The sequence below is a fragment of the Chloroflexota bacterium genome, assembly GCA_016235055.1.
Taxonomy (GTDB): domain Bacteria; phylum Chloroflexota; class Anaerolineae; order JACRMK01; family JACRMK01; genus JACRMK01.
Genome location: JACRMK010000020.1, coordinates 19,829 through 43,027 on the forward strand (window position 1 = coordinate 19,829; position 23,199 = coordinate 43,027).

At 66.2% G+C, this 23,199-nt stretch carries 18 protein-coding genes and 1 pseudogene; 4 read left to right on the top strand and 15 right to left on the bottom strand.

Annotation, left to right across the window (positions count from 1 at the left end):
- Positions 1-23: 23 nt before the first annotated feature.
- The 9 genes from HZB53_05230 to HZB53_05270 form a co-directional block, all read right to left on the bottom strand.
- Positions 24-980: a J domain-containing protein gene (locus HZB53_05230; GenBank protein MBI5877035.1), complete on the bottom strand. Its 957-nt coding sequence runs from the start codon at positions 978-980 to the stop codon at positions 24-26.
- Between the two features lie 392 nt (positions 981-1,372).
- Positions 1,373-4,141: an AAA family ATPase gene (locus HZB53_05235; protein MBI5877036.1), complete on the bottom strand. Its 2,769-nt coding sequence runs from the start codon at positions 4,139-4,141 to the stop codon at positions 1,373-1,375.
- A 174-nt stretch (positions 4,142-4,315) separates the two neighbouring features.
- Positions 4,316-4,648: a metal-sensitive transcriptional regulator gene (locus tag HZB53_05240; GenBank protein MBI5877037.1), complete on the bottom strand. Its 333-nt coding sequence runs from the start codon at positions 4,646-4,648 to the stop codon at positions 4,316-4,318.
- Positions 4,649-4,652: 4 nt separating this feature from the next.
- The gene (gene trxA, locus HZB53_05245) at positions 4,653-5,000 is read right to left on the bottom strand and encodes a thioredoxin (protein ID MBI5877038.1); all 348 of its coding nucleotides are present in this window, start codon (positions 4,998-5,000) and stop codon (positions 4,653-4,655) included.
- Between the two features lie 869 nt (positions 5,001-5,869).
- Complete coding sequence (locus HZB53_05250; protein ID MBI5877039.1) at positions 5,870-7,192, bottom strand: extracellular solute-binding protein; 1,323 nt, start codon at positions 7,190-7,192, stop codon at positions 5,870-5,872.
- A gap of 10 nt (positions 7,193-7,202) precedes the next feature.
- Entirely contained in the window at positions 7,203-8,747 is a 1,545-nt protein-coding gene (locus HZB53_05255) for an ABC transporter ATP-binding protein (protein ID MBI5877040.1), read from the bottom strand.
- A gap of 22 nt (positions 8,748-8,769) precedes the next feature.
- The gene (locus HZB53_05260) at positions 8,770-9,822 is read right to left on the bottom strand and encodes an ABC transporter permease (protein MBI5877041.1); all 1,053 of its coding nucleotides are present in this window, start codon (positions 9,820-9,822) and stop codon (positions 8,770-8,772) included.
- On the bottom strand, positions 9,822-10,952 hold the full coding sequence (locus HZB53_05265; protein MBI5877042.1) for an ABC transporter permease: 1,131 nt from the start codon (positions 10,950-10,952) through the stop codon (positions 9,822-9,824). Before HZB53_05265 ends, HZB53_05260 begins: the two co-directional genes overlap by 1 nt.
- 93 nt (positions 10,953-11,045) lie before the next feature.
- Entirely contained in the window at positions 11,046-12,092 is a 1,047-nt protein-coding gene (locus HZB53_05270; protein ID MBI5877043.1) for a BMP family ABC transporter substrate-binding protein, read from the bottom strand.
- 223 nt (positions 12,093-12,315) lie between these two features.
- Between HZB53_05270 and HZB53_05275 the strand changes: the two genes are divergently transcribed.
- The 3 genes from HZB53_05275 to HZB53_05285 all read left to right on the top strand — a co-directional run bounded on the left by HZB53_05275 (position 12,316) and on the right by HZB53_05285 (position 15,179).
- Entirely contained in the window at positions 12,316-12,801 is a 486-nt protein-coding gene (locus tag HZB53_05275) for a hypothetical protein (protein ID MBI5877044.1), read from the top strand.
- A gap of 20 nt (positions 12,802-12,821) precedes the next feature.
- A complete protein-coding gene (locus HZB53_05280; protein ID MBI5877045.1) occupies positions 12,822-13,211 on the top strand; it encodes a hypothetical protein in 390 nt (129 codons plus the stop codon).
- Positions 13,212-13,451: 240 nt separating this feature from the next.
- The gene (locus HZB53_05285) at positions 13,452-15,179 is read left to right on the top strand and encodes an ABC-F family ATP-binding cassette domain-containing protein (GenBank protein ID MBI5877046.1); all 1,728 of its coding nucleotides are present in this window, start codon (positions 13,452-13,454) and stop codon (positions 15,177-15,179) included.
- A gap of 17 nt (positions 15,180-15,196) precedes the next feature.
- Here the strand turns inward: HZB53_05285 and HZB53_05290 are convergent, their stop codons facing one another.
- The 4 genes from HZB53_05290 to HZB53_05305 all read right to left on the bottom strand — a co-directional run bounded on the left by HZB53_05290 (position 15,197) and on the right by HZB53_05305 (position 20,651).
- A complete protein-coding gene (locus HZB53_05290) occupies positions 15,197-15,553 on the bottom strand; it encodes a hypothetical protein (protein MBI5877047.1) in 357 nt (118 codons plus the stop codon).
- A 220-nt stretch (positions 15,554-15,773) separates the two neighbouring features.
- Positions 15,774-16,175, bottom strand: a complete 402-nt coding sequence (locus HZB53_05295) for a hypothetical protein (protein MBI5877048.1) — start codon at positions 16,173-16,175, stop codon at positions 15,774-15,776.
- Positions 16,176-16,301: 126 nt separating this feature from the next.
- Complete coding sequence (locus tag HZB53_05300) at positions 16,302-19,733, bottom strand: tetratricopeptide repeat protein (GenBank protein MBI5877049.1); 3,432 nt, start codon at positions 19,731-19,733, stop codon at positions 16,302-16,304.
- Positions 19,734-19,754: 21 nt separating this feature from the next.
- Positions 19,755-20,651, bottom strand: a complete 897-nt coding sequence (locus HZB53_05305; GenBank protein ID MBI5877050.1) for a hypothetical protein — start codon at positions 20,649-20,651, stop codon at positions 19,755-19,757.
- A gap of 91 nt (positions 20,652-20,742) precedes the next feature.
- Here HZB53_05305 and HZB53_05310 point away from each other — a divergent pair, with 91 nt between their 5' ends.
- Positions 20,743-21,054: an oxidative damage protection protein gene (locus HZB53_05310; protein ID MBI5877051.1), complete on the top strand. Its 312-nt coding sequence runs from the start codon at positions 20,743-20,745 to the stop codon at positions 21,052-21,054.
- Between the two features lie 28 nt (positions 21,055-21,082).
- Here the strand turns inward: HZB53_05310 and HZB53_05315 are convergent.
- Together HZB53_05315 and HZB53_05320 are read right to left on the bottom strand one after the other, a co-directional pair.
- A pseudogene (locus HZB53_05315) lies at positions 21,083-22,357 on the bottom strand (ATP-grasp domain-containing protein).
- A gap of 52 nt (positions 22,358-22,409) precedes the next feature.
- Positions 22,410-23,147 (bottom strand): hypothetical protein, encoded by a 738-nt coding sequence (locus tag HZB53_05320; protein MBI5877052.1) that lies wholly within the window; start codon positions 23,145-23,147, stop codon positions 22,410-22,412.
- Between the last annotated feature and the right edge of the window lie 52 nt (positions 23,148-23,199).

Consider the following 23,199-nt stretch of genomic DNA (forward strand, 5'->3'; position numbering starts at 1 on the left):
TCTCCCTGGCGCAGTCGCCCGTATCAATGCCGCTTCGAGCGCAGGGCGGCCAGTTCACGAAACAGCGCGCGCTCGGGCTCCGTCAGGTTCTGCGGCAGCCCGGCTTTGATGCGCACATACAGATCGCCCCGGTGCTCGGGCGTGTTGACGTTCGGCATGCCCTGACCGGACAGGCGGAACTGCCGCCCCGCCGACGTTTCGGGCGGGATCGTCAACAGGATCTCCTTGCCGCGCGGCGTCGGCACGCGCACCTCGCCGCCCAGCACGAGCGTGTACACGTCCACGGTCAGGTCGACAAACAGGTCGTCGCCCTGCCGTTCAAAGCGCGCGTCGGGCGAGATATTGACGACGAGGAACAGGTCGCCGGTGGCTGAGCCATTGGCGCCGGCATGGCCTTCGCCGCGCAACCGCACGCGCGAGCCTTCCTGTACGCCCGGCGGAATACTCGCCTCGATGCGGCGGCCACCGCGGCTGACGACGCGCTTGCAGCCATTACAGGCTTCTTCGAGCGTGATGGTGACCGGTTGCTCGATGTCGCGGCTGCGGCGCGCGCGGGTTCCGCCGCCGCGCCCGCGCGGAGCCGTGCCCGGCCCGCCGAAGATCGTCTGGAAGAAGTCGGAGAAATCGCCGCCCTGCCCGAACAGATCGCCCAGGTCGCCGTACTCGACGCGCGCGCCGCCGCCCGGCGCGCCCTGGCCGGCATAGCGACTCCAGTCAAAGCCGGCGGGGCCGCCGGGGCCGCCGTTGCGCTGCCACTGCTGGTAGTTGGCGCCGAGTTGGTCGTACTTCTGGCGCTTCTCGGCGTCGCCGAGCACCTCATACGCCTCGTTTATTTCCTTAAACTTGCTCTCGGCGGCCTTGTCGTTCGGGTTGCGATCGGGGTGGTGCTGCTGCGCGAGCTTGCGATAGGCCTTCTTGATCTCGGCCCCGGTCGCTTTTTTGTCTACGCCCAGCACTTTGTAGTAGTCTTTATAATCCATGCCCGCGCTCCTTGCCGGATACGCCCATTATACCGCTACCATGATACGCGCCCCAATGGCATTTTGAACGCGGCGCGGGGCGCCCCGTGGCGCCCCGCGTGAATCTGTTGGCACGACGCTCAACAACAACACGGCAGATGGTTCAGCGTCTGCACCAGTTCATCAATTGTCTTGGACTCGCTCCGGTTGCGCAAGCAGTGCGGGCATCATCGCGCACCAGCAGCAGCCTGACCTAATGCCGTTCCAACTATCAGATTGAGAAACGAGTGTCGCACGAAACCCCTCTAAGACAGGGGGATTCGGAATCGACGATTTCCTGTTTTAATAGTTGGAACGGCACTAGTACGCGGCAGAACGCGATGGGGTCGAAGCGCGCGACCCGCGCAGCCCGCTCAAGCGGCCGCCTGCGCCTGCGCGGGCGTCAGCGTGCGGCCCAGCGCCCACGCGGCGCGCACTGCCGATTCGCCCGCAAGGGCCTGCAGGTCCATGACCTCGCGCCCGTATTCAACGCGCTCGTTGGCGCTCATCGGCGAGGCGGCGGCCTCGCGCAGCGCCTCGGCTGCGCCCAGGAGGAGCGCGGCATGACGGAAGAGCACGGCCGATCCGGTCGCGCCCCGCGTGCGGCCTTCGCGCATGTCGACGAATGCCAGGCACTCCAGCACGCGGGCGATCGCGCCGCGGTTGCCCAGGCGCTGCCATTCGCCGATCAGTTGGTGGTAGTGGCCGCGTGCTTCGGCAAAGTCGTCGGTATGCCGCGCAATATCGGCCAGGCCGGTGACGGCCATATTGAGGAACAGCGTCTTGTTGGAGGCCCGGATGACGGGCAAGGCCAGCGCATAGTATTCCCGAGCCGGGCCATAGTCGCCCACGTCGCACGCAGCGCGGCCCAGATGCTGGTACGCAATCGCCACGGCAAGCTGGTCGTCAAGCTGCTGAAACAGGCGGATGCACTCCAGAAACAGATCACGCGCCGCTGCGTACGACCCGGGGCTCAGGGTAGTCGTTACGCCGAGGAAGCTCAGCGCGCGCCCCAGCAGCCACGTGTCGCCGGAGGCGCGCGATAGGGCGATGCTTTCCTCGAGCGCGTCGCGCGAGGCGGGCTGGTCGTCGTTCAGCATGCACGAGAGCCCCAGCACGGACAATGCGAACGCCAGTCGCTGCCGCTCGCCGAGCGCGCGGAAAATCGCAATACTGTCGGTCACGCACACGCGCGCAAAGCCGTTATCGCCCTGCTCGCCGGCGGCGATGCCCAGTGTCATCAGTGCGAGCGCGCGGGCCCGCTGCAGCGCGGCCGCGGCCGCCAGCGGACGGGCGGCTGCCAGCGCCGCCGTCAGCAAGCGGCGCCCGTCGACGGCTTCAGCCAGCGCCCAACTGCTCCAGCAGAGCATGGCGGCGCCAGTCAGCCGCAGCGCGCGCGCCGGGTCGTGCGCCAGCGCCCAATCCAGCGCGGCGCGCACGTTGTCCCGCTCCGCGTCCAGCGGGTTTAGCCACTCGGCCTGCGGGCCGGCATACACCAGCGGTTCGGCCCGCTCGGCCACCGCCAGGTAACAATCGAGGTGCAGTTCGCGCTGGCGCAGCGCTTCGCCGGACTGCTCGAGTTTCTCGCGGGCGTACTCGCGCACCATTTCCAGCATGGTGAAGCGCGGTTCGCCGTGCGCCTCGTACTGGCGCAGCAGGCTCTTGTTAGCCAGCGATTCGACGCCGGCCAGCACGTTGGTCGCGCCGTCGGGGTTGCAGACCGCCTCGACCGCTTCGAGCGTCGCGCCGCCCGCGAAACACGCGAAGCGCCGGAAGAGCGCCTGCTCATCGGCGCTCAGCAGATCATGGCTCCAGTCGATGGCCCCGCGCAGCGTCTGCTGGCGGCGCGGCAGATCGCGCGCGCTGCTGGTGAGGAAGCGCAGGCGGTTGCTCAACTGCGGGAGCATGTGCTGCGGCGGCAGGAGGCGCACGCGCGCGGCCGCCAGCTCGATCGCCAGCGGCAGACCGTCGAGCCGGTAGCAGATCTCGGCGACGGCGGGCGCGTTGTCGGAGTTGATCGCAAAATCGGACTTGACCGCCTGCGCGCGCTCGATGAACAGACGCACCGATTCGCACTGCGTGAGCTGTGCCAGCGAGGTCGGGCGGCCCGGGTCGGGCAGGCTGAGCAGTGGCACGGCATATTCCTGCTCGCCGGCAATGCTCAACATCTCGCGGCTCGATACCAGCGCGCGCACATCCGGCGCCGCCAGCAGGTCGCGCACGACGGTGGCAGCCGCGACCACCTGCTCAAAATTGTCGAGCACGAGCAGTATCTTCTTGTCGCGCAGATAGCCGCTGAGCTCATCGCGCAGCGCCTCATCCGATGGCGCGCTCAGTCCCAGCACGTGCGCGATGGCGGGCCGCACGAGCGAGGGGTCGCTGATCGGCGCCAGTTCCACAAACCAGACGCCGTCGGGGAATGTGTCCAGCAGCTCCGCGGCGACTTGGAGGGAGAGGCGCGTCTTGCCGGTCCCGCCCGGCCCCGTGAGCGTGACGAGCCGGGCCGTCTCCAGCAGCCGCTTCACCGCTTTGATCTCGCTCTCGCGGCCGATGAAACTGGTCAACTGCACCGGCAGGTTGTTGCGATGCGCATTCAGCGAGACGAGCGGGGGGAACTCGGACCGCAGGCCGGGGACGCTGACCTGCCAGATTCGCTCGGGGTTGAGCAATCCCTTCAGGCGGTGCTCGCCCATGTCCACCAACTGCGCGGCTTCAGGCAGGTTACCGCGCAGTAACTCGGTCGTCGCGGCGGAGAGCAGCACCTGGCCGCCGTGCGCCAGCGCCATCACGCGCGCCGCGCGGTTGACCGCCGTGCCGAAGTAGTCGCCGTCGCGCATCTCGGCCTCGCCCGTGTGCAGGCCCGTGCGGGCTTTGATGGCTGCCGGCCCCCACGGCTCGGTGAGCAGGGCGCGCTGGAACCCCAGCGCAGCGTCGAGCGCGGCGCGCGCGCCGGTGAAGGCGGCGCATACGCCGTCGCCGACGAGCTTGAAGATGTGGCCGCCGGACGATTCTACCGTTTCGCGCGCCAGTGAGTCATGGCGCGCGAGCGCCATTCGCATGGCATCAGGATAGCGTTCCCAAAGCGCGGTGCTGCCCTCGATGTCCGTGAACAGGAAGGTGACCGTGCCGGCAGGCGCAATCATGGAGGCAATTATACCATCGTCGGGCCATGCGGCACGGCGGCCGTCATGCCGGAATGATGGGCCGACAGGCGGAGGTCAGTTCTGTGCCCCGCCCGCTGGCCGTTATGCGCATATGCAATCGCGGGGCGCCTTGTAGAGCGCCCCGCGCGGAGTCAGCGGATAAAACCAAGGCCGCTAATACGGCAGATGGTTCAGCGTCTGCACCAGTTCGTCAATCGTCTTGGACTCTTCCGAGTCGCGCAGGCAGTGGGTGGCATAGTCGCGCACCAACAGCAGGCTGACCTGGTACGCGGCCGCGCGCACCGCCGTCAACTGGTTGAGGATGGCGCGGCAGTCGCGCCCCTCCTCCACCATGCGCTGGATGCCGCGCACCTGTCCCTCGATGCGTTTCAGGCGATCGACCAGATCGGCCTGCGCCTCCACCGAGAAGATGGAAAGCTCGGGATCGAGCGCCGGCTTGCGTGCCGGGGCGTCATCCGTCACGCGCGCGCGCAGCGTGCGTGCCATTCCGCTAGTTCTGACTCTGCTTGACGGCCATCGCAGCCTCAAGCTTGCTCTTCAGGACGTCCTTGCGCGCGGCGCCCACCACGCGGCCGACTTCCTTGCCGCCCTTGAAGAAGATCAGCGTCGGGATGCCCTGGATGCCGAAGCGCGAGGCCCAGATCTGCTCTTCGTCGGTGTTGACCTTAGCGACGACGGCCTTGCCGTCAAACTCGCGGGCCAGTTCCTCGACCGACGGCGCAATCATCTTGCAGGGACCGCACCACGGGGCCCAGAAATCTACCAGCACGGGGAGCGACGCGCCCAGCACCGTTTGCTCAAAGTCCTGATCCGTCACATGCACGGGAGTTGCAGCCATTTCAAGCTCCTTATTAAGTATACTCCTAGGGGGTATCCGTACCTAATCTATTATAGTCAGAGTGCGCCGGTTGTCAAGCCCCCTCCACTGGGTCCAGCAATTCCCATTTTGGCTTTGGACGGGTACTTTCCAATGCCGGCTTGCTATGAACTGGCCCCTTGGTGTTTATCACGCAAGCTGGCTCGACAAGAAAGCGGCGTTGCCCTCCCCGTTAGCTTTTCCCCTGCTCCCCCGCGCGCGCGGGGGAGCAGGGGCCAGGGGATGAGGGGGCATACTGGCGGCCGACTCCAAAATGAGAATTGCTGCACTGGGTCATTTGAAAGTCGTAGTGCATGATGAGCATCGGACGAGACGGGCGCTGAGCGGTAAACGACGCCGTCGAAGCGCGCACATATCCCTGCCCTTCGACAAGCTGTTCAGAAACTTGGCGGGCAAATAGACTGGTTATTCATTTTGGCCCGTCATGCCGGCATGTCGTTGTCCGCTGGCCCGATGCCAGCGGACGGTTAACGGTCAGCGGTGCTGTCCAGCGGCTTCGCGCCGCTGGACGTTAAGCACGCCTGGGCTGGAGGCCCAGGCGCAACGAAGCCGCTGACCACCGCCGGCATCCACGCCAGCATCTGGCGCGCATACTGGCCCGTGTTACGCCCGCCTGGATTCCGGCCTTCGCTGGAATGACGGCTTGGATGTGCGGCGCATCAGTTTCTGCACTCACGCATCCTGCGTGGCGGGATGGAATTCTCAGGGCACGGTCTCACGCTTTGTCAAGGGACTTTTGAATCGCCCTGCCCCCCTACAGAGGGCATGATTCACGTGTAAATCCACCGGGCAAGACGCCCAATCGACGACCTGGCCGGTTGTCTGCGGTGCTAGCGGTTCAGCGCGGCAATCGCCTTATCGGCGGCCTCGGCCGGGCTGACGCCGTTCGCGAGCACATCGACGATGGCCAACTGCATGACCACGTCCAGCGACCCGCTGGCGGCCGGGGTTGGGCGGTTGACCGCCACGCTCAACATCTGGTTGGCGAAGTCGCGGTACAGAATGTCGCTGGCCCAGGCGGGCAGCGCGCTGCGGCGCACCGGCAGGCGGCCCGCCGCGCGGTTCCAGGCGGCATTCGCCTCCGAACTGACGAGCGACTCGACAAAGCGCTGGGCGGCGGCGCGGCGGGGGGCATCGCGCGTAACGACGGCGTAGCCCCAGGCGCGCGCAATGGTGGAGAGATTGCCGTCGCGGGTGGGCACGGCGCCGAATCCGGCCCCGCGCAGCGAGACGCGGTCGCGCAGGAACGCGCGCGCGGTGGCATCGGCCAGCGGAGCGCGCCCGGCAGTATACAGCTTGAGCGTGTCTTCCTCGTTGCGCAGCGACAGCGTGTTCGTCACCGTGGTACCCTTCGCGAACGCCACGCGGTAGAACTCCAACGCGTCGATGAACGGCGTGCGGTCGAGCGCCGGGCGGCCGCGCGCATCCGCAAAGCGGCCGCCAAGCGCCACATACTGCGCGAGGAACGCATCGCCGACAACGCCATTATCGCCGCCGGCCGCGAACGCGTAGCGCGCGCCGCTTGAAATCAGCTCCGTCCAGGTCAGCGGCGGCGTCTTGAACTGAGTGCTGTCATAGATGAGGTGCAGAAAGTCGGCCGTGAACGGCACGGCGTACATACGGTTGTCCACCTGCGCGGCCGTACGGGCAAACGGGTAGAGGTCGTTTTGCAGCGTCTGCGACGACGTCGCATCGAGCGGCTGAATGATGCCGTTGCGCACGTAGCGCGGCAGGTCGCGCAGATCGATCGTCACGACATCAGGCAGGGACTGCAGCGCGGCGGCCTGGGTGGTCGCGAGCAGGTCTTCGATGCCGCCCTTACCCTCCGATTTCTTCTGAAGTAGCACGACCGGCACTGCCGGATTCGCGTTCTGGAAAGCACTGCGCGCATTCCAGAGCGCCTGGCCGCCGGCCGAATCGAGCGGGAAGTCGTCCCCGATCCAGACCACCAGGTCGTTGGAGCCGGCCGGCGCCGGCAGGCTCGGCACAGGCGTCGGCTGGCTGGCGGGGGCGGTCGGGCGCGGCGTCAATGGCGGCGGCGTGGGTGTCAGGCCGCCGGGCGATGGCGCGTTGCCCTCCGGCATGCACGACACCAGCGATGCGAGCATGGCCAGAACGAACACCCAGACCAGCGCGCGCATGGATGCGGTCATAGCCAATGCGCTAACGCGTGCCATCCGGGGCGTGCTGCGCGTCGGGCGACACGCCCGCCATCAGCAGCCCCAGTTGCTCGCGGGTGGCCTGCTCCGCCGGCATGATCGCCACCAAGCGCCCGCGATACATGACGGCGATGCGGTCCGACAGCGACATGATCTCGTCGAGCTCGGCCGAAACCAGCACGACAGCGCAGCCCTGGTCGCGCATGTCGATCAGCTCTTTGTGGATGTATTCGATCGAGCCGACATCCAGCCCGCGCGTCGGCTGGTTGGCGATCAGCAGGCGGTTCGGACGTGAGAACTCGCGCGCCACGATGACTTTCTGCTGGTTGCCGCCCGACAGGTTGCGCGTCGGCAGCCACGGCGACGGCGTGCGGATATCGTACTCCGCGATCAGTTTCACCGCGTTAGCTTCGATCGCGCGGTTGTCGACCGTCAGGCCGTGCGCAAACGGCTCCTGATAGTAGGTGGACAATATCAGATTGTCGGCCACCGAGTAGGCCGCGACCAGCCCGAAGCGCTGGCGGTCTTCCGGCACGTAGGCGACGCCCGCTTCCGTCAGGTGGCGCGGCGAGGCGTGCGTCACGTCGCGCCCATACAGCTCCATGACGCCGGATTGCGCCCGCCGCAGCCCCGTCAGCGCTTCGACCAGTTCCGACTGGCCGTTGCCCTGCACCCCGGCCACGCCGAGCACCTCGCCGCCGTGCACGTCGAACGTGACGCCGTTGACGGCGGGCAGTCCGTGCTGATCCGCCACCTTCAAGTCGCGCACGCGCAGGACGAGATCGAGCGGCTTGGCCGGTCGCTTGTCTACCGTCAGCAAGACCGAACGCCCGACCATCATGCGCGCGAGTTCGGCGCGGTCGGTCTGCGCGGGCGCGGTCGTGCCAACCACTTTACCGTCGCGCATGACGGTGATACGGTCAGCCACATCCATCACTTCGCGCAGTTTGTGCGTGATGAAAATGATCGACTTCCGTTCGGCTTTGAGGCTGCGCAGGACGCCGAACAACTCGTCCACTTCCTGCGGCGTCAAGACCGCGGTCGGCTCATCGAGGATCAGGATGTCCGCGTTGCGGTACAGCACCTTCAGGATTTCGACGCGCTGCTGCACGCCCACCGGCAGGTCCTTCACCGTGGCGCGCGGATCGACCTGCAAGCCGTACTGCTTCGACAATTGTTCGATGCGCTGCGAGACGCGCTCGATATCGAGCCGCCCGCGGCGCACGCTCTCGATGCCGAGCATCACGTTCTCGGCCACGCTGAAGACGGGGATCAGCATGAAGTGCTGGTGCACCATGCCGATGCCGCGCTGCACCGCATCGTTCGGGTTGTGCAGGCTGACCGGCTGGCCGCGCATGCGGATCTGTCCGGCATCGGGGTGGTACAGCCCATAGAGGACGTTCATGAGCGTCGTCTTACCGGCGCCGTTTTCCCCGAGCAGGCAGTGAATCTCGCCATCGGCGAGCGTGAAGTCCACCTGGTCGTTGGCGAGCACGCCGGGAAACCCCTTGGTGATACCGCGCGCTTCCAGCACAAAGTTCGTCGTCATGCACTGCGTCCGTGTGGGCGGCCTAGCCGCTCTTATCGTAGGCCTGGCCGTCGGCGGCGGGCGGCGTGGTGCGCCCCACGATGCCGGTCAGCGCCAGCATGGTCAGCAGGTAGGGTAGCATGCCGACGAACTGCGCGGGCACCGGAATGCCGAACGCCTGCGCGTTGATCTGCAGCGCCTGCGCCGCGCCAAACAGCAGGGAGGCCGACCACGCGCCGAACGGCGACCAGTTGCCGAAGATCATCGCCGCCAGCGCGATAAAGCCGCGCCCGTTGGTCATCAGCGGCTCGAACGACGGCACCGATTCGAGCGTGAAGTACGCGCCACCCAGCCCGGCGATCAGCCCGCCGATGAAGACGTTGGCATAGCGCATGCGCGTTACGTTGATGCCGACTGTGTCGGCCGCGCGCGGGTGTTCGCCGACGGCGCGCGTGCGCAAGCCCCAGCGCGTGTAGAAGAGCACGAAATGGGTCAGCACGACCAGCCCGATGGCGGTGATCGCGATCGGCTGCTGCTGGAAGATGGGGCCGATCACCGGCAGGTCCGCCAGCCCGGGCACCGCGATCGTCGGGAGGACGCCTGGCGCATGCGGCACGCTACCCCCGAAGAACAACGCGCGATTGAGGAAGCCGGTCACACCGACCGCCAGCACGTTGATGACCACGCCGCTGATGATCTGGTCCACCTTGAACGTGATGGACAGCATCGCGTGCAGCAGGCTCAACAGCCCGCCGCTCAGCAACGCGGCGCACAGACCGGCGCCGATGCTGAGCGCCGCACGCGCGACTTCGGGCAGCTCGGGCGGCAGGGCCGCATTCGTGTAGACCGAAGCGATGTAGCCGAAAAACGCCGCGCCGAGCATCATGCCTTCGATGGCGATGTTTACGACGCCCGCGCGCTCGCAGTAGATGCCCGAAAGCGCGCCCAGCGTCAGCGGCGTCGCCACGCGCAGGGTCGTCGCCAGCATGCTCGCAGCGATGAGCGCCGGCGCCACCTGCTGGCCGCCCAACGCGACCGCCGTACCGATAATCGCGACGATCATGGCAATGATGAAACCGAAGCGGCGACGTTCCATTATCCACCCCACCCGCGCGTGAGCGTAATCTGCTCCTGGGGCGCGCGCAGACGATAGAGGTAACGGATAATCTGGTCGGCGGCGATGAACATCAGGATCAGCGCCTGGATGACCGAGATGATATCGACCGGCACCTGCGTCGCAAATTGCATGCGCGTCGCGCCGTTGCGCATCGCGCCCATCAGCAGCGCGGCGAAGATGATGCCGAGCGGGTGGTTCTTGCCCAGCAGCGCGACGGTGATCGCGTCGAAGCCGTAGCCGAGCGCGAACGACAACTCGTGGCGATAGTTCAGCGCGGTGACCTCGATGGTGCCCGCCATCCCCGCGAGCATGCCGCTCAAGCCCATCGTGAGCACGAGCATGCGCGACACGCCGATGCCGGCGTAGCGCGCCGCGTCCGGGTTCTGGCCGGCCGTGCGGATTTCGAAGCCGATGGTCGTGCGGAACAACAGGTACCATACCACCAGCGCCATCAGCAGCGCGAGGATGAAGCCCCAGTGCACGCGGTAGTCGGCGAACAGCGGCGGAATGCGCGCGCTCAACGCGATGCCGGGCGTGCGCGCGACCACGTTCAACGGGTTGGGGTCTTTCATCGGGCCGTTCAGCAGGAACCCGGCCAGCAGCAGCGCCAGGTAGTTCATCATGATCGTGTTGATCACTTCGTGCGCACCCGTGCGCGCCTTGAGCCAGCCCGGAATGGCCCCCCACAGTGCGCCCCCCAGCGAGCCGGCCAGCACGGCCAGCGGAATATGAATGACGGCGGGCAACTGCATGCCCAGCACAGCCGGCAGCGCATAGCCGACCCAGGCACTGACCAGCGCGCCGATCGCAAGCTGGCCCTCCGCGCCGATGTTGAACAGGCCGCCCTTGAACGCCAGTGCCACCGCCAGTCCGGCCAGGATGTACGGCGTGGCCCAAACGAGCGTCTCGCTGAGCGCCTGGGGCGAGCCGAACGCGCCTTCAATCAGGCTGACATACGCGACAATCGGGTTGGCGTTCGCGAGCATGATCGCGAACGCGCCGACGACCATCGCGGTGAAGATGGCGAGCACCGGAAGGGCGATCGCGCTCAAGAGCTTGCGCAGTACTGGCAGCAGATGCGCGCGCCGGTTCGATTCGGATGAGGTCATAGCATTGAGGGGGGACAACAGACCGGACAGGCCCTGATTCCGTCGGTGGTGCACGGCGCGCGGGCCTGTCAGGTCTGGAGCGAGCGAAAACTGTTACGGCTTGGCTGGAGGAACGTTGGTCTTGATCGAGCCGTCCTTCAAGCCTTTGTCCGTGTCCTCGATCTTCTTCTTAACGTCGGCCGGAATCTGGCTGTCGAGGTCATGGTACGGCGCGAGGCCGACCGGGCCGACGACGTTGCCGCCCTTCCAACTGCTCGTGGGCGCGGCCTTCACGAGATCGCACACGCCGGGCACGATCAGTTTCATCGCCGACGAGAGCAAGCCCTTCTGGGCTTCGGGCACGGTCAGATACTGGTCGGTGTCCACGCCGATCGCGTATTTGCCCTTCGAGACGGTGCCGCCCAGCGCGCCATTGCCGGTCTTGCCGCCCGCACCGAAGATGACATCCACGCCCTTATCGATCATCGAGATGGCCGTAATCTTGCCCCATTCGGGGTCGTCAAACGTCTTGTCAAAGCCGACATCGCTGTGATAGACGACGCTGATGTCAATGCCCGGCTTGGTGGCTTTGGCGCCGGCCCGGTAGCCTTCGCCGAAGCGCCAGACCGGCGGGACGGCGTCGGTGCCGAGCACCGCGCCGATCTTGTTGGATTTCGACATAGACGCGGCGAGCACGCCCGCCAGGTAGCCCGACTTGTCCTCATCGAAGATGAGCCCGGCGAGGTTCTTCAGCGGAACGTCCGCGTGGTCCTTGTCATTGGCCTGGAACTGGTCAACGCCGACGAACTTGATGTTCGGGTATTTCTTGGCGGCGGCATAGGTCGCTTCGCCGAGCGCGTAGCCGACCGTAATGATCACGTCGTACTTGTTGTCGGCGAATTGGGCGATATTCTTGGCGTAGTCCTTCGAGTCGGTCGTTTCGATGAACTTGATCTCGCCAGCGTTGAGCGCTTTAGCGCCGCACTGCGCGCCTTCCCACGCCGACTGGTTGAACGACTTGTCGTCGACCTTGCCGACGTCGGTGACGACGCCGACCTTGAGGCCGGTACCGCCCGGGGCTGCGGGTGTGGGGCCACAGGCGCCGACCAGCAGGGTCAGCGCCAACAACGCAGAGACAGCCAACAGTATTCGATTGCGCATAATCGGGGTTTCTCCTCCGGTATTCAGTGTAAGTCGGACGTGCCGTGAGCGTTCGGAAAGAATCTGCGGGCGCGCACCACCTCCTTTTGAGGTTAGAATGCACACCTCCCCTTGAATGATTATAGACCAATGCCATGGATGGCGCAATTTTCGCGGCGCAGTTCGGCGTTTGCCGGAATCGGCCTATACTTACAGCCAGAGTTCGACGATCGAGGTTTTATGCATGTTGAAGCGACTAATATGGTTGCTGGCCCTGCTGTCCATCGCCGGCTGCGGCTTCTCGGGGCAAGATTCGCCCGAAACGCGTGCGCCGACGCCCGACCCGCGCCTGCTCTACCCGATCCCCGGCGCGTGCCCGCAGACGAACAGCCTGCCGCCGTCCGCGCTGCCGGACGAGCGCATGCAGCTCACCAATGCCTGGATCGGCAAAGATAACATCCTGGCCGGGTTGACGGACAGCATCGCCTGGCACAAGGGCGAAAACAGCGTCACCTGGTATAGCATCGACGGCCAGCCCGAGGTCACATCCTCGATGGTAGAGAGCGAGAAGACGCGCATCGCGACGGTCGCGTTCCTGGCCCCCCGTCCGCCGTATTACCCCTCGACGCTGACCATCCCGCTCGGCGGCTGCTGGGCGGTCAGCGCCGTCACACCCAAACACAAGCTGATCTTCACCGTCTTCGCGTACCCCGACCGGGTCGCGCGCTAACCCCGCAAGGAGGCTTGCTCATGACCGCTTTCGATCCGCGCCTGATTGACGAATGGGTGACGTTCTGGAACACGTACGACCTGACGCAGATGGACCGCCTGTTCCTGACCGACGAGCACGCGACTTACTTCTCGTCGGAGAAGCCGGGCATCGTGCGCGGCCATGACGCGCTGTTGAAGCACCATGCCGGGTTCGGCTTCGTGCCGGGCGGCAAGACGAGCGGCAACCGTCTCTGGCTGGAAGACGCCCAGCACGATGCGTTCGCCGGCAGCGCCGTCGTCACGGCGATATGGTGCTTCCAGCGCGCGGGGTCCGAGCGCGTCCAGCGCGGACCGGTGACGCTGGTGTACGTCGCCGCGCCGGACGGCTGGCGCATCGCGCACGCGAACTTTGGCAACTACCCGGCGTGACCCAGACTTCGCGGGTCTTGAAGGCCCGCGAGGTCTTTGTCGGGGCGTATACCGCAAAAGTGTCGGGGGATCAGACCCGAAGGGTTTGGACCCGGCACTATTCGCGCCAGGCGATCATGCCGTAAACCCTTCGAGTCTGCGAATGGAATGGATACCGACAGTTTAGCGGTATACCCTTGTCGGGAACTGTTTTGACAAACCTGCGGCCTCCGCTGATAATGTCGCGGGACATTGGACTGCATGATTATCTACACACTGGACGGCGTATCGAAATACTGGGGCGCATCGGTCGTGCTCGACAAGGTGTCGCTCGACATCCAGACCTACGCGCGCATCGGCCTGGTCGGCCCGAACGGCGCGGGCAAATCGACGCTGTTCAAGATCATCGCCGGCGAGTACGAGCCCGAGGGCGGCTTCATCTCGAAGAAGCGCGGTCTGACGATCGGCTACATGGAGCAGGAGCCGCGCCCCGACCCGCGCTACACGATCATCGAGGAAGTGCGCAGCGGCGCGGGGGTCGAGTTGCAGCGCATCGAGCACGAGATGCGGACACTCGAAGTGCAGATGGACGATCCGGCGGTTCACGGCGACGAGAAGAAGCTCGCGCGCGTGCTGGAGCAGCACGCCGCGCTGGTCGACGAGTTTGAGCACAAGGGCGGGCTGACGCACGAGAACCGTGTCACCGCCAACCTGCGCGGGCTTGGCTTCAGCGACGCCGACTTCGCGCTCTCGTGCGCCGCGTTGAGCGGCGGGCAGAAGAAGCTGGTCGGGCTGGCCAAACTGCTCGTCTCCCAGCCGGACCTGTTGCTGCTCGACGAGCCGGACAACCACCTCGACCTGGCCGGCAAGCAGTTCCTCGAACAGTTCATCGCCGACTACCCCGGCGCGGTCGTCATCATCAGTCACGACCGCTACCTGCTTGACGTCGTCGTCGAGGACATCGCCGAGGTCGAAGACCATCACATCACCTTCTGGGCCAACTGCAACTACTCCGAATACGCATACACCAAACGCGCCACGCTGATGCGCCAGCAGCAGATGTTTGAGATCCAGCAGAAGGAGATCAACCGCCTGGAGATGTCGATGCGGCGGCTGATGGGCTGGAATAAGGGGCAGAGCGAGAAGTTCGTGCGCCGCGCGCGCAACATCGAGAAGCGCATCGACCGCATCGAGCGAATCGACAAGCCGATACTCGAGCGCCGCACGATGGGGCTGGCGTTCAACGCGGCCGGGCGCGGCAGCAACAAGGTGCTGGAGGTCAAGCACCTCGCCAAGTCGTTCGACGGCGCCGAGGTGCTGCGCGACGTGAACCTGCTGATCTGGCAGGGCGAGCGCGTCGGGTTGGTGGGGCCGAACGGCGCGGGCAAGTCGGTCTTCTTCCGCGCGGTGCTAGGGCAGGAGGCGCAGACCAGCGGCGAGATTAAGCTGGGGCCCAGCAACGTCACCGGCTACTACGCGCAGGAGCACCAGACGCTCGACTACAACGCGACGCTCATGGACGAGGTGCGCAAGCTGAAGCCGATGAGCGAGCGCGAGGCGGCCGGCATCCTGGGGCGCTTCCTGTTCGGCGCGGAACGCTGGAACCAGAAGGTCGGCAGCCTGTCGGGCGGCGAGAAGGCGCGCCTGCAGATGCTGAAGCTGATGATGGGCAACGCCAACTTCCTGGTGCTCGACGAGCCGACCAACAACCTCGATATCCCGTCGGCCGAGGTGCTGGAAGACGCGCTCGACGACTACGGCGGCACGGTGCTGATTATCAGCCACGACCGCTACTTCCTCGACCGGATCGTCGGGCGGGTGGTCGAACTGGCCGACGGCGCGCTCACGGAGTACCTCGGCAACTACACGTACTACGTCGAGGAGAAGGAACGCCGCCGGGTGCTCGCGCTGGAGCGCGAACGGCAGGCCGACCTGGCGCGGCAGGCCAAAGCGGCGAAAAAGAAAACCCCTAAACGCACTAGTGTGTAAGTTGTCATGGAGACAAGCTATCTACCTCTACGGAAGTAGGCGTAGCCCCATGGTTCATCCAAAGCATTTGTCATACCAGAAAAGTACCAGTCCTCTTGACGTTGCGCCAACAGATTCCAGAGGGTCATTCCAAACAAGCCACCTCTTACATCGTGGGGATAGGCTTCCACCACGTGGGGCACTTCGGTTTCGAGCTTTGCCAGTATGCTACTTCCTGCCTCCACCGAGTAAATCTTTTCACCACTCAGATAGGGCTCTAGTTCCCGGACGATGGCCAAATGAAATGGTGAGCCTTGGAAGATACGAAATAGATCCCAGTGGTCCCGTTGCCCGATGGCCCTTTGCTCTTTGTCGTCAAGACTATAAAGCGGCATAATCGCTCTCCTAATACTGTTTTGATTTGATAGCGTCCCCGTGAATTTGTAATGCTGACATGTATCAAGTCAGTGGCAGAGAGTTCTTTTCATCCGTCATTATACGCGCGTCTTGATGAAATCGTATGACAAACCCGACAAGCGGTGGTATCGACTTCAACGCTGCTCAAACCGAGATGTGCCCATGTCGGTTCGTCAAAGCCGGCGGGTTTCACAAGCCTCAGTTCTCCGGCGCACCCCAGGCGATCCACGCCTTGACACGCGCCAGTTGATCGTCGCTCAACTGCCCCGGGTGGCTGCCGGTCGACTGCTTGATGACGAGCTTGCTGTTGACCGGGTCGCCGGGGACGATCACCGGGCCGCGCATGCTGCCCTTCATCGCGTCCTTGTACGACGTTAGGAACATGCCGGCCACGCCGCCGTGGCACGACTTGCACTTGTTGAAGAAGAGCGCGCCGACCGAACCGTTCCACGACAGGTCGGGCGGCCGCGAGCGGGCCGGCGTCGGCGTCGGCGCGACGTATGTGAATGTGTTCGCATCGCAGGCCGAAAGCACGAGAACGGCGAAAAGCCCCAAAAGGGCGGCCGAGACGAGGGTTCGCAACGAGGTCAGGACGTTCATACGGCCAGATACTCCAGGAGGGAAGATAGTGCGCGGCCCCGGCGGCCGGACGGTCCCAGACCGGAGGCGCGCCCGTCGCTCTATATGTTAGATGCGCCGGCGCGGCGCGAGGTTACACGCGGCGCACTACTGCCCCATCTCCTTGAGCGCCTGCTCCGCCGCTGCGCGCAGCGCCGGGTTCGACGCCGGGCTCTGCGCGAGAATGCGATACTCGGCGACGGCCGACACAGCATCGCCCTTCGCACGGTAGGCCAGCGCCAGCGCGTAGTGCGCCAGCAACTGGCTGCTGTCGGCCTGCAACGCCGCGCGCGCGACGGTGATCGCCTCGTCATTCTGACCGAGTGTTACGAGCGCCAGCGCCAGGTTCGTCTGGTAGTACGCCTGCCCCGGTGCGGCGGCGACGGCCGCGCGAAACTCGGCCAGCGCCTCGGCGGTGCGGCTCAAGTTGGCATACGCGAACGCCAGTTGCGTGTGCGACTGCGCGTCAGTGGGGTCGAGCTTGACCAGCGCCTCCCACGCCTTTACCGACTCGGCGTAATTCTGCAGCATGTCCTGCGCCGCGGCCAGGCCCTGCAGTGCCTTGCGATCCTTCGGGTCTTTGGACAGCAGTTGCTGGTAGCCCGCCGCCGCCTTCTGCCATTCCGGCACCGCATCGGCATGGCGGTTCAGCGATTCGAATGTGCGCGCCACCCACTCGTGCCCCGACGCGTCGCTTGGCGCCAGCGCAGTATACTTCTGCATCGCTGCCAGCGCGGCGGTATAGTCGTGCAGGCGGTAACTGGTCAGCCCGAGAATGAACACGAGGCGCGTGTTGGCCGGCTCCTGCCGCGCCTGCTCCTCCAGCAGCGGCACCGCCTGGCGCATGGCCGTCAGCGCCTCTGCGCTCTGCCCCTGCATCTCCAGCACGCCTGCGATACTGACCAGCACCATGCCGTCGGACGGGTCGATCGCGGCCGCCCGGCGATACTGCTCCAGCGCGGCGGCGGTCTGGCCTTGCGTCAGGTAAAGCTGCGCCAGCGCGTTGCGCGCCGTGGCGTCGCACGGGATGTTCTCGAGCACTTTGCGGTACGCCGCAATCGCGTCATCGGTGCGGCCCGCGCCGTTGTAGGCATACGCCAGACCGTAATAGCCGAGCCAGTTCTTGCCCCACAGCGTTTCCGCCTGCCGGTAGCTGGCAATCGCCGCGTCGTACTGTCCCAGCGCGCTCTGCGTGCTGGCGAGGTTTATATACAGCCCGGCGAGACGCAGCGGCGGCGCATTCAGCGCCACGGCGCGCGTGATCGCCTGCTGATAGCCGGCGGCGGCTGCGGCATAGTCGCCCTGCACGTACAACGCGCCGGCCTTCTCGCGCAGCGTGTCAATCTCGTCGAGCGTGGTCGCGGCCGGGGGCGCGGTGCGGCTCAACAGCGCGTCCGCCTCGGCATCGCGGCCGAGCTTGCGAAAGGCAGTCGCCAGATCGCTGCGCACGCCGGAGTCATCGCGCAGCTTGAGTGATTGCTCGTAGGACTTGGCCGCGTCGGCCCAGCGATGCAACTGCGCCAGCGCCGCGCCGCGTATCCACAGGTTGTCCGCGTCGGCGCGCAGGCGCACGGCCGCTTCGCTTTCGGCCAGCGCGACATCCAGCGCGTTCGAGCCGTCGGGCTTGCAGCTCCAGAGCGACGCCAGCGCCAGCATGTAGTGCGGCTCCGACCAGTTCGGCTTGAGCGCCGCCGCGCGGTTCAGGTTGGCCGTGATGTCGGTCCACTGCTCGCCGCTGGCGTACTGCGCCAGCGCCTTATAGAAGTAGGCGATCTCGGCATTGGGCGCGGGCCGCGCGGGGTCGTCGCCGATCGTGAGCAGCGCCGCATCGTACACGCTCAACGCCGTCGCGAAATCTTCCTCCGCGAACCGGATCAGTCCAAGCGCGACGAGCGTGAGGAACGCCGTCTCGCGGTCGCCGCCCTGCAGGTGAAAATCGGTCGTCGAGAGCTCATCCGGCCGCAACATGCGCGCGGGCAATGCGCCCGGCACCTGCTGCGGGCTGCCGCCCGGCAGAATGCCGCTGGCGAGCGACAGGTCCGGCCCGCGCAAGACCTCGATGCGCGGCATGATGCCCGCGCTGTCGTAGGTGCCCCAGATGACGAGCGTCGCCTTGTAGTCAGCGCCGCGCGCGCGGGCGGTGTTGATGTCGGTGTAGGTTTCCAGCACGTGGCGCACTTCGAGGTTCGGCAGTTTCAGCCGGTCGGTCTCGGTCTTGACGCGCTCGAAGATGCGTTTGCCGAAATCGATCTCGGCGCAGCCTTTGCAGGGCGCAAAATCGGCAACGACGACGATCGGCCCGGCCGGCGGCCGCGTGCGGTCATACAGTTGCCAGCCGCCCCAGCCGAGCGCGCCCGTGACCACGAGACCGAGCAGCAGCGCCGACTGCCGGCGGCGACGCGGCGTCGTCGAGCGGCGCCGCAGGTTGAACGTGGCCAGCCCGCCGAGCGCCAGCGCGGTGATGATTGCCAGCGGGAGCAGTTGGAACAGCGGCGCGAACGTGCGCGAGACGAGATCGAATGCGCTGGCGATGAATTGCAGCGCGGCCAGGAAGACGCCCAGAATCGCCATCAGCGATGCGGCAATGGTGCGGCGGTTCTCGGCGCTGGTGTTGAGCGGTAGGCGCTCACGGCCGATCAACGGCGCCAGCACCGCCGCCGCCGAGCCGAGCGCCTCGATGGCGATGGGCACATGCCCGGCCGCCGGCTTACGGATTTCGGCCGGCGCAGCCGAACCAGGCGTCGGCAGTGGGGCGGGCAACAGCGCGCTTTGCAGCGCAGCAAGCAGCGCCTTCGCGGACGGGAAGCGCTCCGCGGGCGCTTTGGCCAATGCCTTCGCGCATATCTCGGCGACCGCCGGCGGCAGTTCGGGACGGAAAGCGAGCGGCGAGGGCGGCGGCTCGGTCTGGTGGCTGGCCCGTACCTCATCCGGCGAGTCGCCGGTAAACGGCGGCCGCCCGGCCAGCATCTCGTACAGCACGATAGCCAGCGCATAGCGGTCGGCGGCGGCAGTCGGTTGATCCGGGTCCGGCGCGCTGTAGGCCGGCGTCGTGCCCGGCGCCGCCAGCCCGAAGTCGGCCAGCAGCGGCTCGCCCTGCGGCGTAAACAAAATGTTGGACGGCTTGATGTCGCCGTGCACGACACCCTGCGCGTGCGCGTAGTCGAGCGCATCGGCGACGGCCGTGCCGACGCGGATGATCTCGATGGGCAGCATTACGCCGCCGGCATCGTGCAGGGCCTTGAGCCGGTCCTTGAGCGTGGGGCCGGCGGCCAGCTCCATGACCATGTACGGCCGGCCGTCGCTGACGCCGACATCGTGCACCTGCACGATGTTCGGATGGCGCAGGCGCGCGACCGCGGCGGCCTGGCGCGCGAAGCGCGCGGCGAAGTCGGGATCGCCGGCCAGTGGCGGGTTCACCCGCTTGACCGCCACGTCGCGATCGAGCTGCGGATCGTGCGCGCGGTACACCTCGGCCAGACCGCCCTGCCCCAGCTTCGTCGTGAGCGTGTAGCGACCAACCGTATCGTTTGTGTCGTTCATATGAGTATCCCGTGCCGCGCCTCAGCCGACGGGCGCCAGTTGTGCGCGCACCGCGCCGTCCGCGAACCGCAGCCAGCGCGTGTCGCCAGGTTCCGGGCCGGCCGCCGCATCCGGCCGCCATTCGATCGCATGCAATACAGTGCGTTCCATGTGGTCTACCATGGCGCGCGCATGGCCGAAGCCCTCGACGCCGCGCATGAAGTTGAACGCGTGGCGCGCCGGCCAGTCCGGCGGCGCGACGAAATCGGCCGGGCCAGGCGCGGGACGGTACGTTGCCTGCAGCTCATCCTGCGGTTGGCGCGCCAACGCGCCGCGTGCAAGCGCCGCCAGTAGATCGAGCATCAGTTGCACGCCGTGCTGCGCGCAAATACGCTCGGCCTCGGCGTACGTCGCGCCGTCCGGGAAATCCAGCGGCAACTGCGCCACAATATCGCCGGCATCGAGCCGCCCGCTCATCGCATGCACGGCCACGCCCGCGCCGGCCCCCTCGCGAAAGACCCAGAAGAGTGGCGCCGGGCCGCGGAGGCGCGGCAGCAGGGAGGGATGCAGGTTGAGGAAGCCGTGCCGGGGCAAGTCGCGCAGCGCGCGCGGGATAAGGCGCGCGAAGCAGGAGACCAGCGCGACGTCGGCCGTGTAGCTGCCCAGCAGGCGCAGCGTGTGTGCATGCCGTAGGTCGCCGGCCTGCACCAGCGGGATGCGCGCCTGGTGCGCGAGGCGGGCGATATCCGGCTGCGCCGGTTGCAGCACGATGGCGGCGCGCGGCATGGCCGGCGGCGGTGCGATGACCATCGCCGGCGCGGCGGCGTCTTCGTCCGGCAGCACGACGGCGCGCACCGGCACGCCCGCTTCAATCAGGCGCGCTAGCGGGATGGACGACAGCGGCCCCAGCATGCCAAAGTACAGGACGTTGAGCGCCAATTGACATCCGTTCGTGGTGCTGTTATGCTGACTGCCGCGCCGCGGCGGCATTGTGGCGACCTTTGATCATGGATGGGGAGACTGACAGGCTATGGCTCGCATGGTGAAGTGCGCGAAACTCGGCGTGGAACTGCCCGGGTTGGAGCGCCCGCCGATTCCCGGCGAAATGGGCAAACGTATCTATGAGAACATCTCACAGCAGGCGTGGGAGATGTGGAAGCAGCAATCGACCCTGCTGATCAACCACTACGGGTTGAACATGCTCGATCCGGAGGCGCAGAAGTTCTTGCGCCAGCAGATGGAAAAGTTCCTTTTTGAAGACGCGGTGCAGATGCCGGAAGGCTGGTCGCCCGAAGGCGCTACACCGACCAAAGGCGGCGGCCCCGCGCCACGCAAGAAGTAGGGGGCGTTCAATTGAACGCCCGCGCCGCCTACGGCGCGCGCAGGAAAAAGTCCGGCACAATCGTAAACGACAGCCGCCGGTGCGCCTCGCGCAGGGCAGCTTCGACGGCGGCGATCGTCTCCGCACGCGCAAAGATGAAGCCGAGATAGGCGTTGCCTTCCGGCAGCGGCGTCACCCGGTTATCGAGCGGGATCGTGATGTCGATCTGCTCGATGCCGGGCACTGCCTGCGCCTCCGCCAGCCCCTCCACTTTCTTCAGGATGCCCGCGCCCGGAATCGGGATCATCATGACACCGCCGGGCGTCTGCTCGCGCTGAAACGACTCGATATCCATGCCGAGCGCACGGCGCAAGATCAGTTCCTCGAGCGTGGTGCGCTTCGAACCGAAGCGCAGCGTCTTCGCTCATAGGCCGCCGATTGATCGGCCGGCCACCTCCACCACCCACGGCCCGCGCTCGTTGACGCGCAGTTCGGCGTGCACCGGCCCCTCGCGCAACCCGATGGCGCGGCACGCCTGCGCGGCGCAGTCCGCAATGGCGTCCTGTGTCGCTGCCGGCAAGCGCGACGGCGTGACGTAGATCGTCTCCTCAAAGTACGGGCCGTCCAGCGGATCGGGCTTGTCGAATAGCGAAAGCACGGTCATCTGCCCGTGCAGTAGAATCCCCTCCAACGCGACTTCAAAGCCGGGGATATACTCTTCGATCAGCAGGTACTCGCGGTCGGCGTTCTCGTCGTTCGCGCCGCCGCTGTTGCGCGCGATGCGCCCCGCGCGCTGGAAAGCACGCACAAACTCCTCGGCGTTGTCGGCGCGGATGACGCCCTGGCTGCCGGAGAGCATCGTCGGCTTGACGACACACGGGAAGCGCACCTGCGCCGCCAATGCGTGCGGGTCGTCGTCCACGCTGACCAGTGTGCTGTGCGGCGAGGGCACACCGGCGCGCGTCAGCGCCTGGCGCATGGCGTATTTGTTGCGCGCGTTGTACGCCGCCTCGGGTGAGTTATACGACAGGTCGAGCATCTCGCTCGCCAGCGCGGCGATGATGGTCGCGCCGTCGTCCACCGGGATAATTGCGGCAATCGGGTCTGCGCGCGCCTGCTCGAAGATGCGCTGTGCAGCCGGTTGCGGCAGCTTGAAATCAACCGGCAGCGTCGGGCTCCAGTACTCGGCCAGCGGGTCCGGCATGTCGAGGCCCAGCGTGACGCGCAGGCCCAGTCGTTCGGCGGCTGCGCGAAACGGCTCGGCGCGGTACGACAGACTCGAGGAGAGCAGGATGACGCGCTTGCTCTGCGATTCGGCAGACATGGCTCTATTGTACAAGGCTGGCGGGGCGTGTCAAGCAGTTTTGCACCCTGGCTTATCCTACGACCTTCAGCGGCCCGATGTTAAGCAATACGCCCACAACGTACAGCAAGAAGCGCAACGCCCAGTGCCGCCACGAGCCGCCCGAGCCGGCGATCTGCCGCGGCGCAAATACGAACATAACGTACATGACGAGCACGGCAGCAGAACCCATGCACGCCACGAACGAGACCATCGACCATTCCGGCGTGCCGTAGGCCGCCAGCACGCTGCCGAGGTTAAAGCCGTCCAGCCCGCCGTTCATGGCGCCCGTGAATTCGGTCGACATGGCGATGATGGCCGGGGTCATCAGCACCCGCCGCAGCAGGTCCGGCGCGGGCGGTAACTTCGCCTGCAGGAAGAACGACACGCCCCATGCCAGCATCGACCCCGCAAACAACCAATCACCGAATGGCAACTGGAGCGCTCTGCCGGCCGAGTCGAACAGCAGGCCGAGCACAACGATCATCGGCAGGCGCGCGTAACCCGACGGCGTGCTGACATCCGGGTCGCCGCCCGCGGTCGGTTCCGGAGGCGGCGCGCTGCGCGACCGTGTGAGCAGGCAGGCGACCGCGCCGAGCCCGGCCACGAGGTAAAACGCCGCAACGAACAGGCGGGAAAGCAGCGGCGCGCCGGCGCTTGTGCTGTGCAATGCGCCGCCAAGTAGCCGGTTCGCCAGCGGCTCGACCACGATGAGCCAGGCGGTGAGCAGCAGATCTTCCGTTTCAAACCAACGCGTAATGGACGCAGGCATCAACTCTCCTTCGATTTGCCGGTCGTGTGGCACCGCAGCAGCCATTGGCACG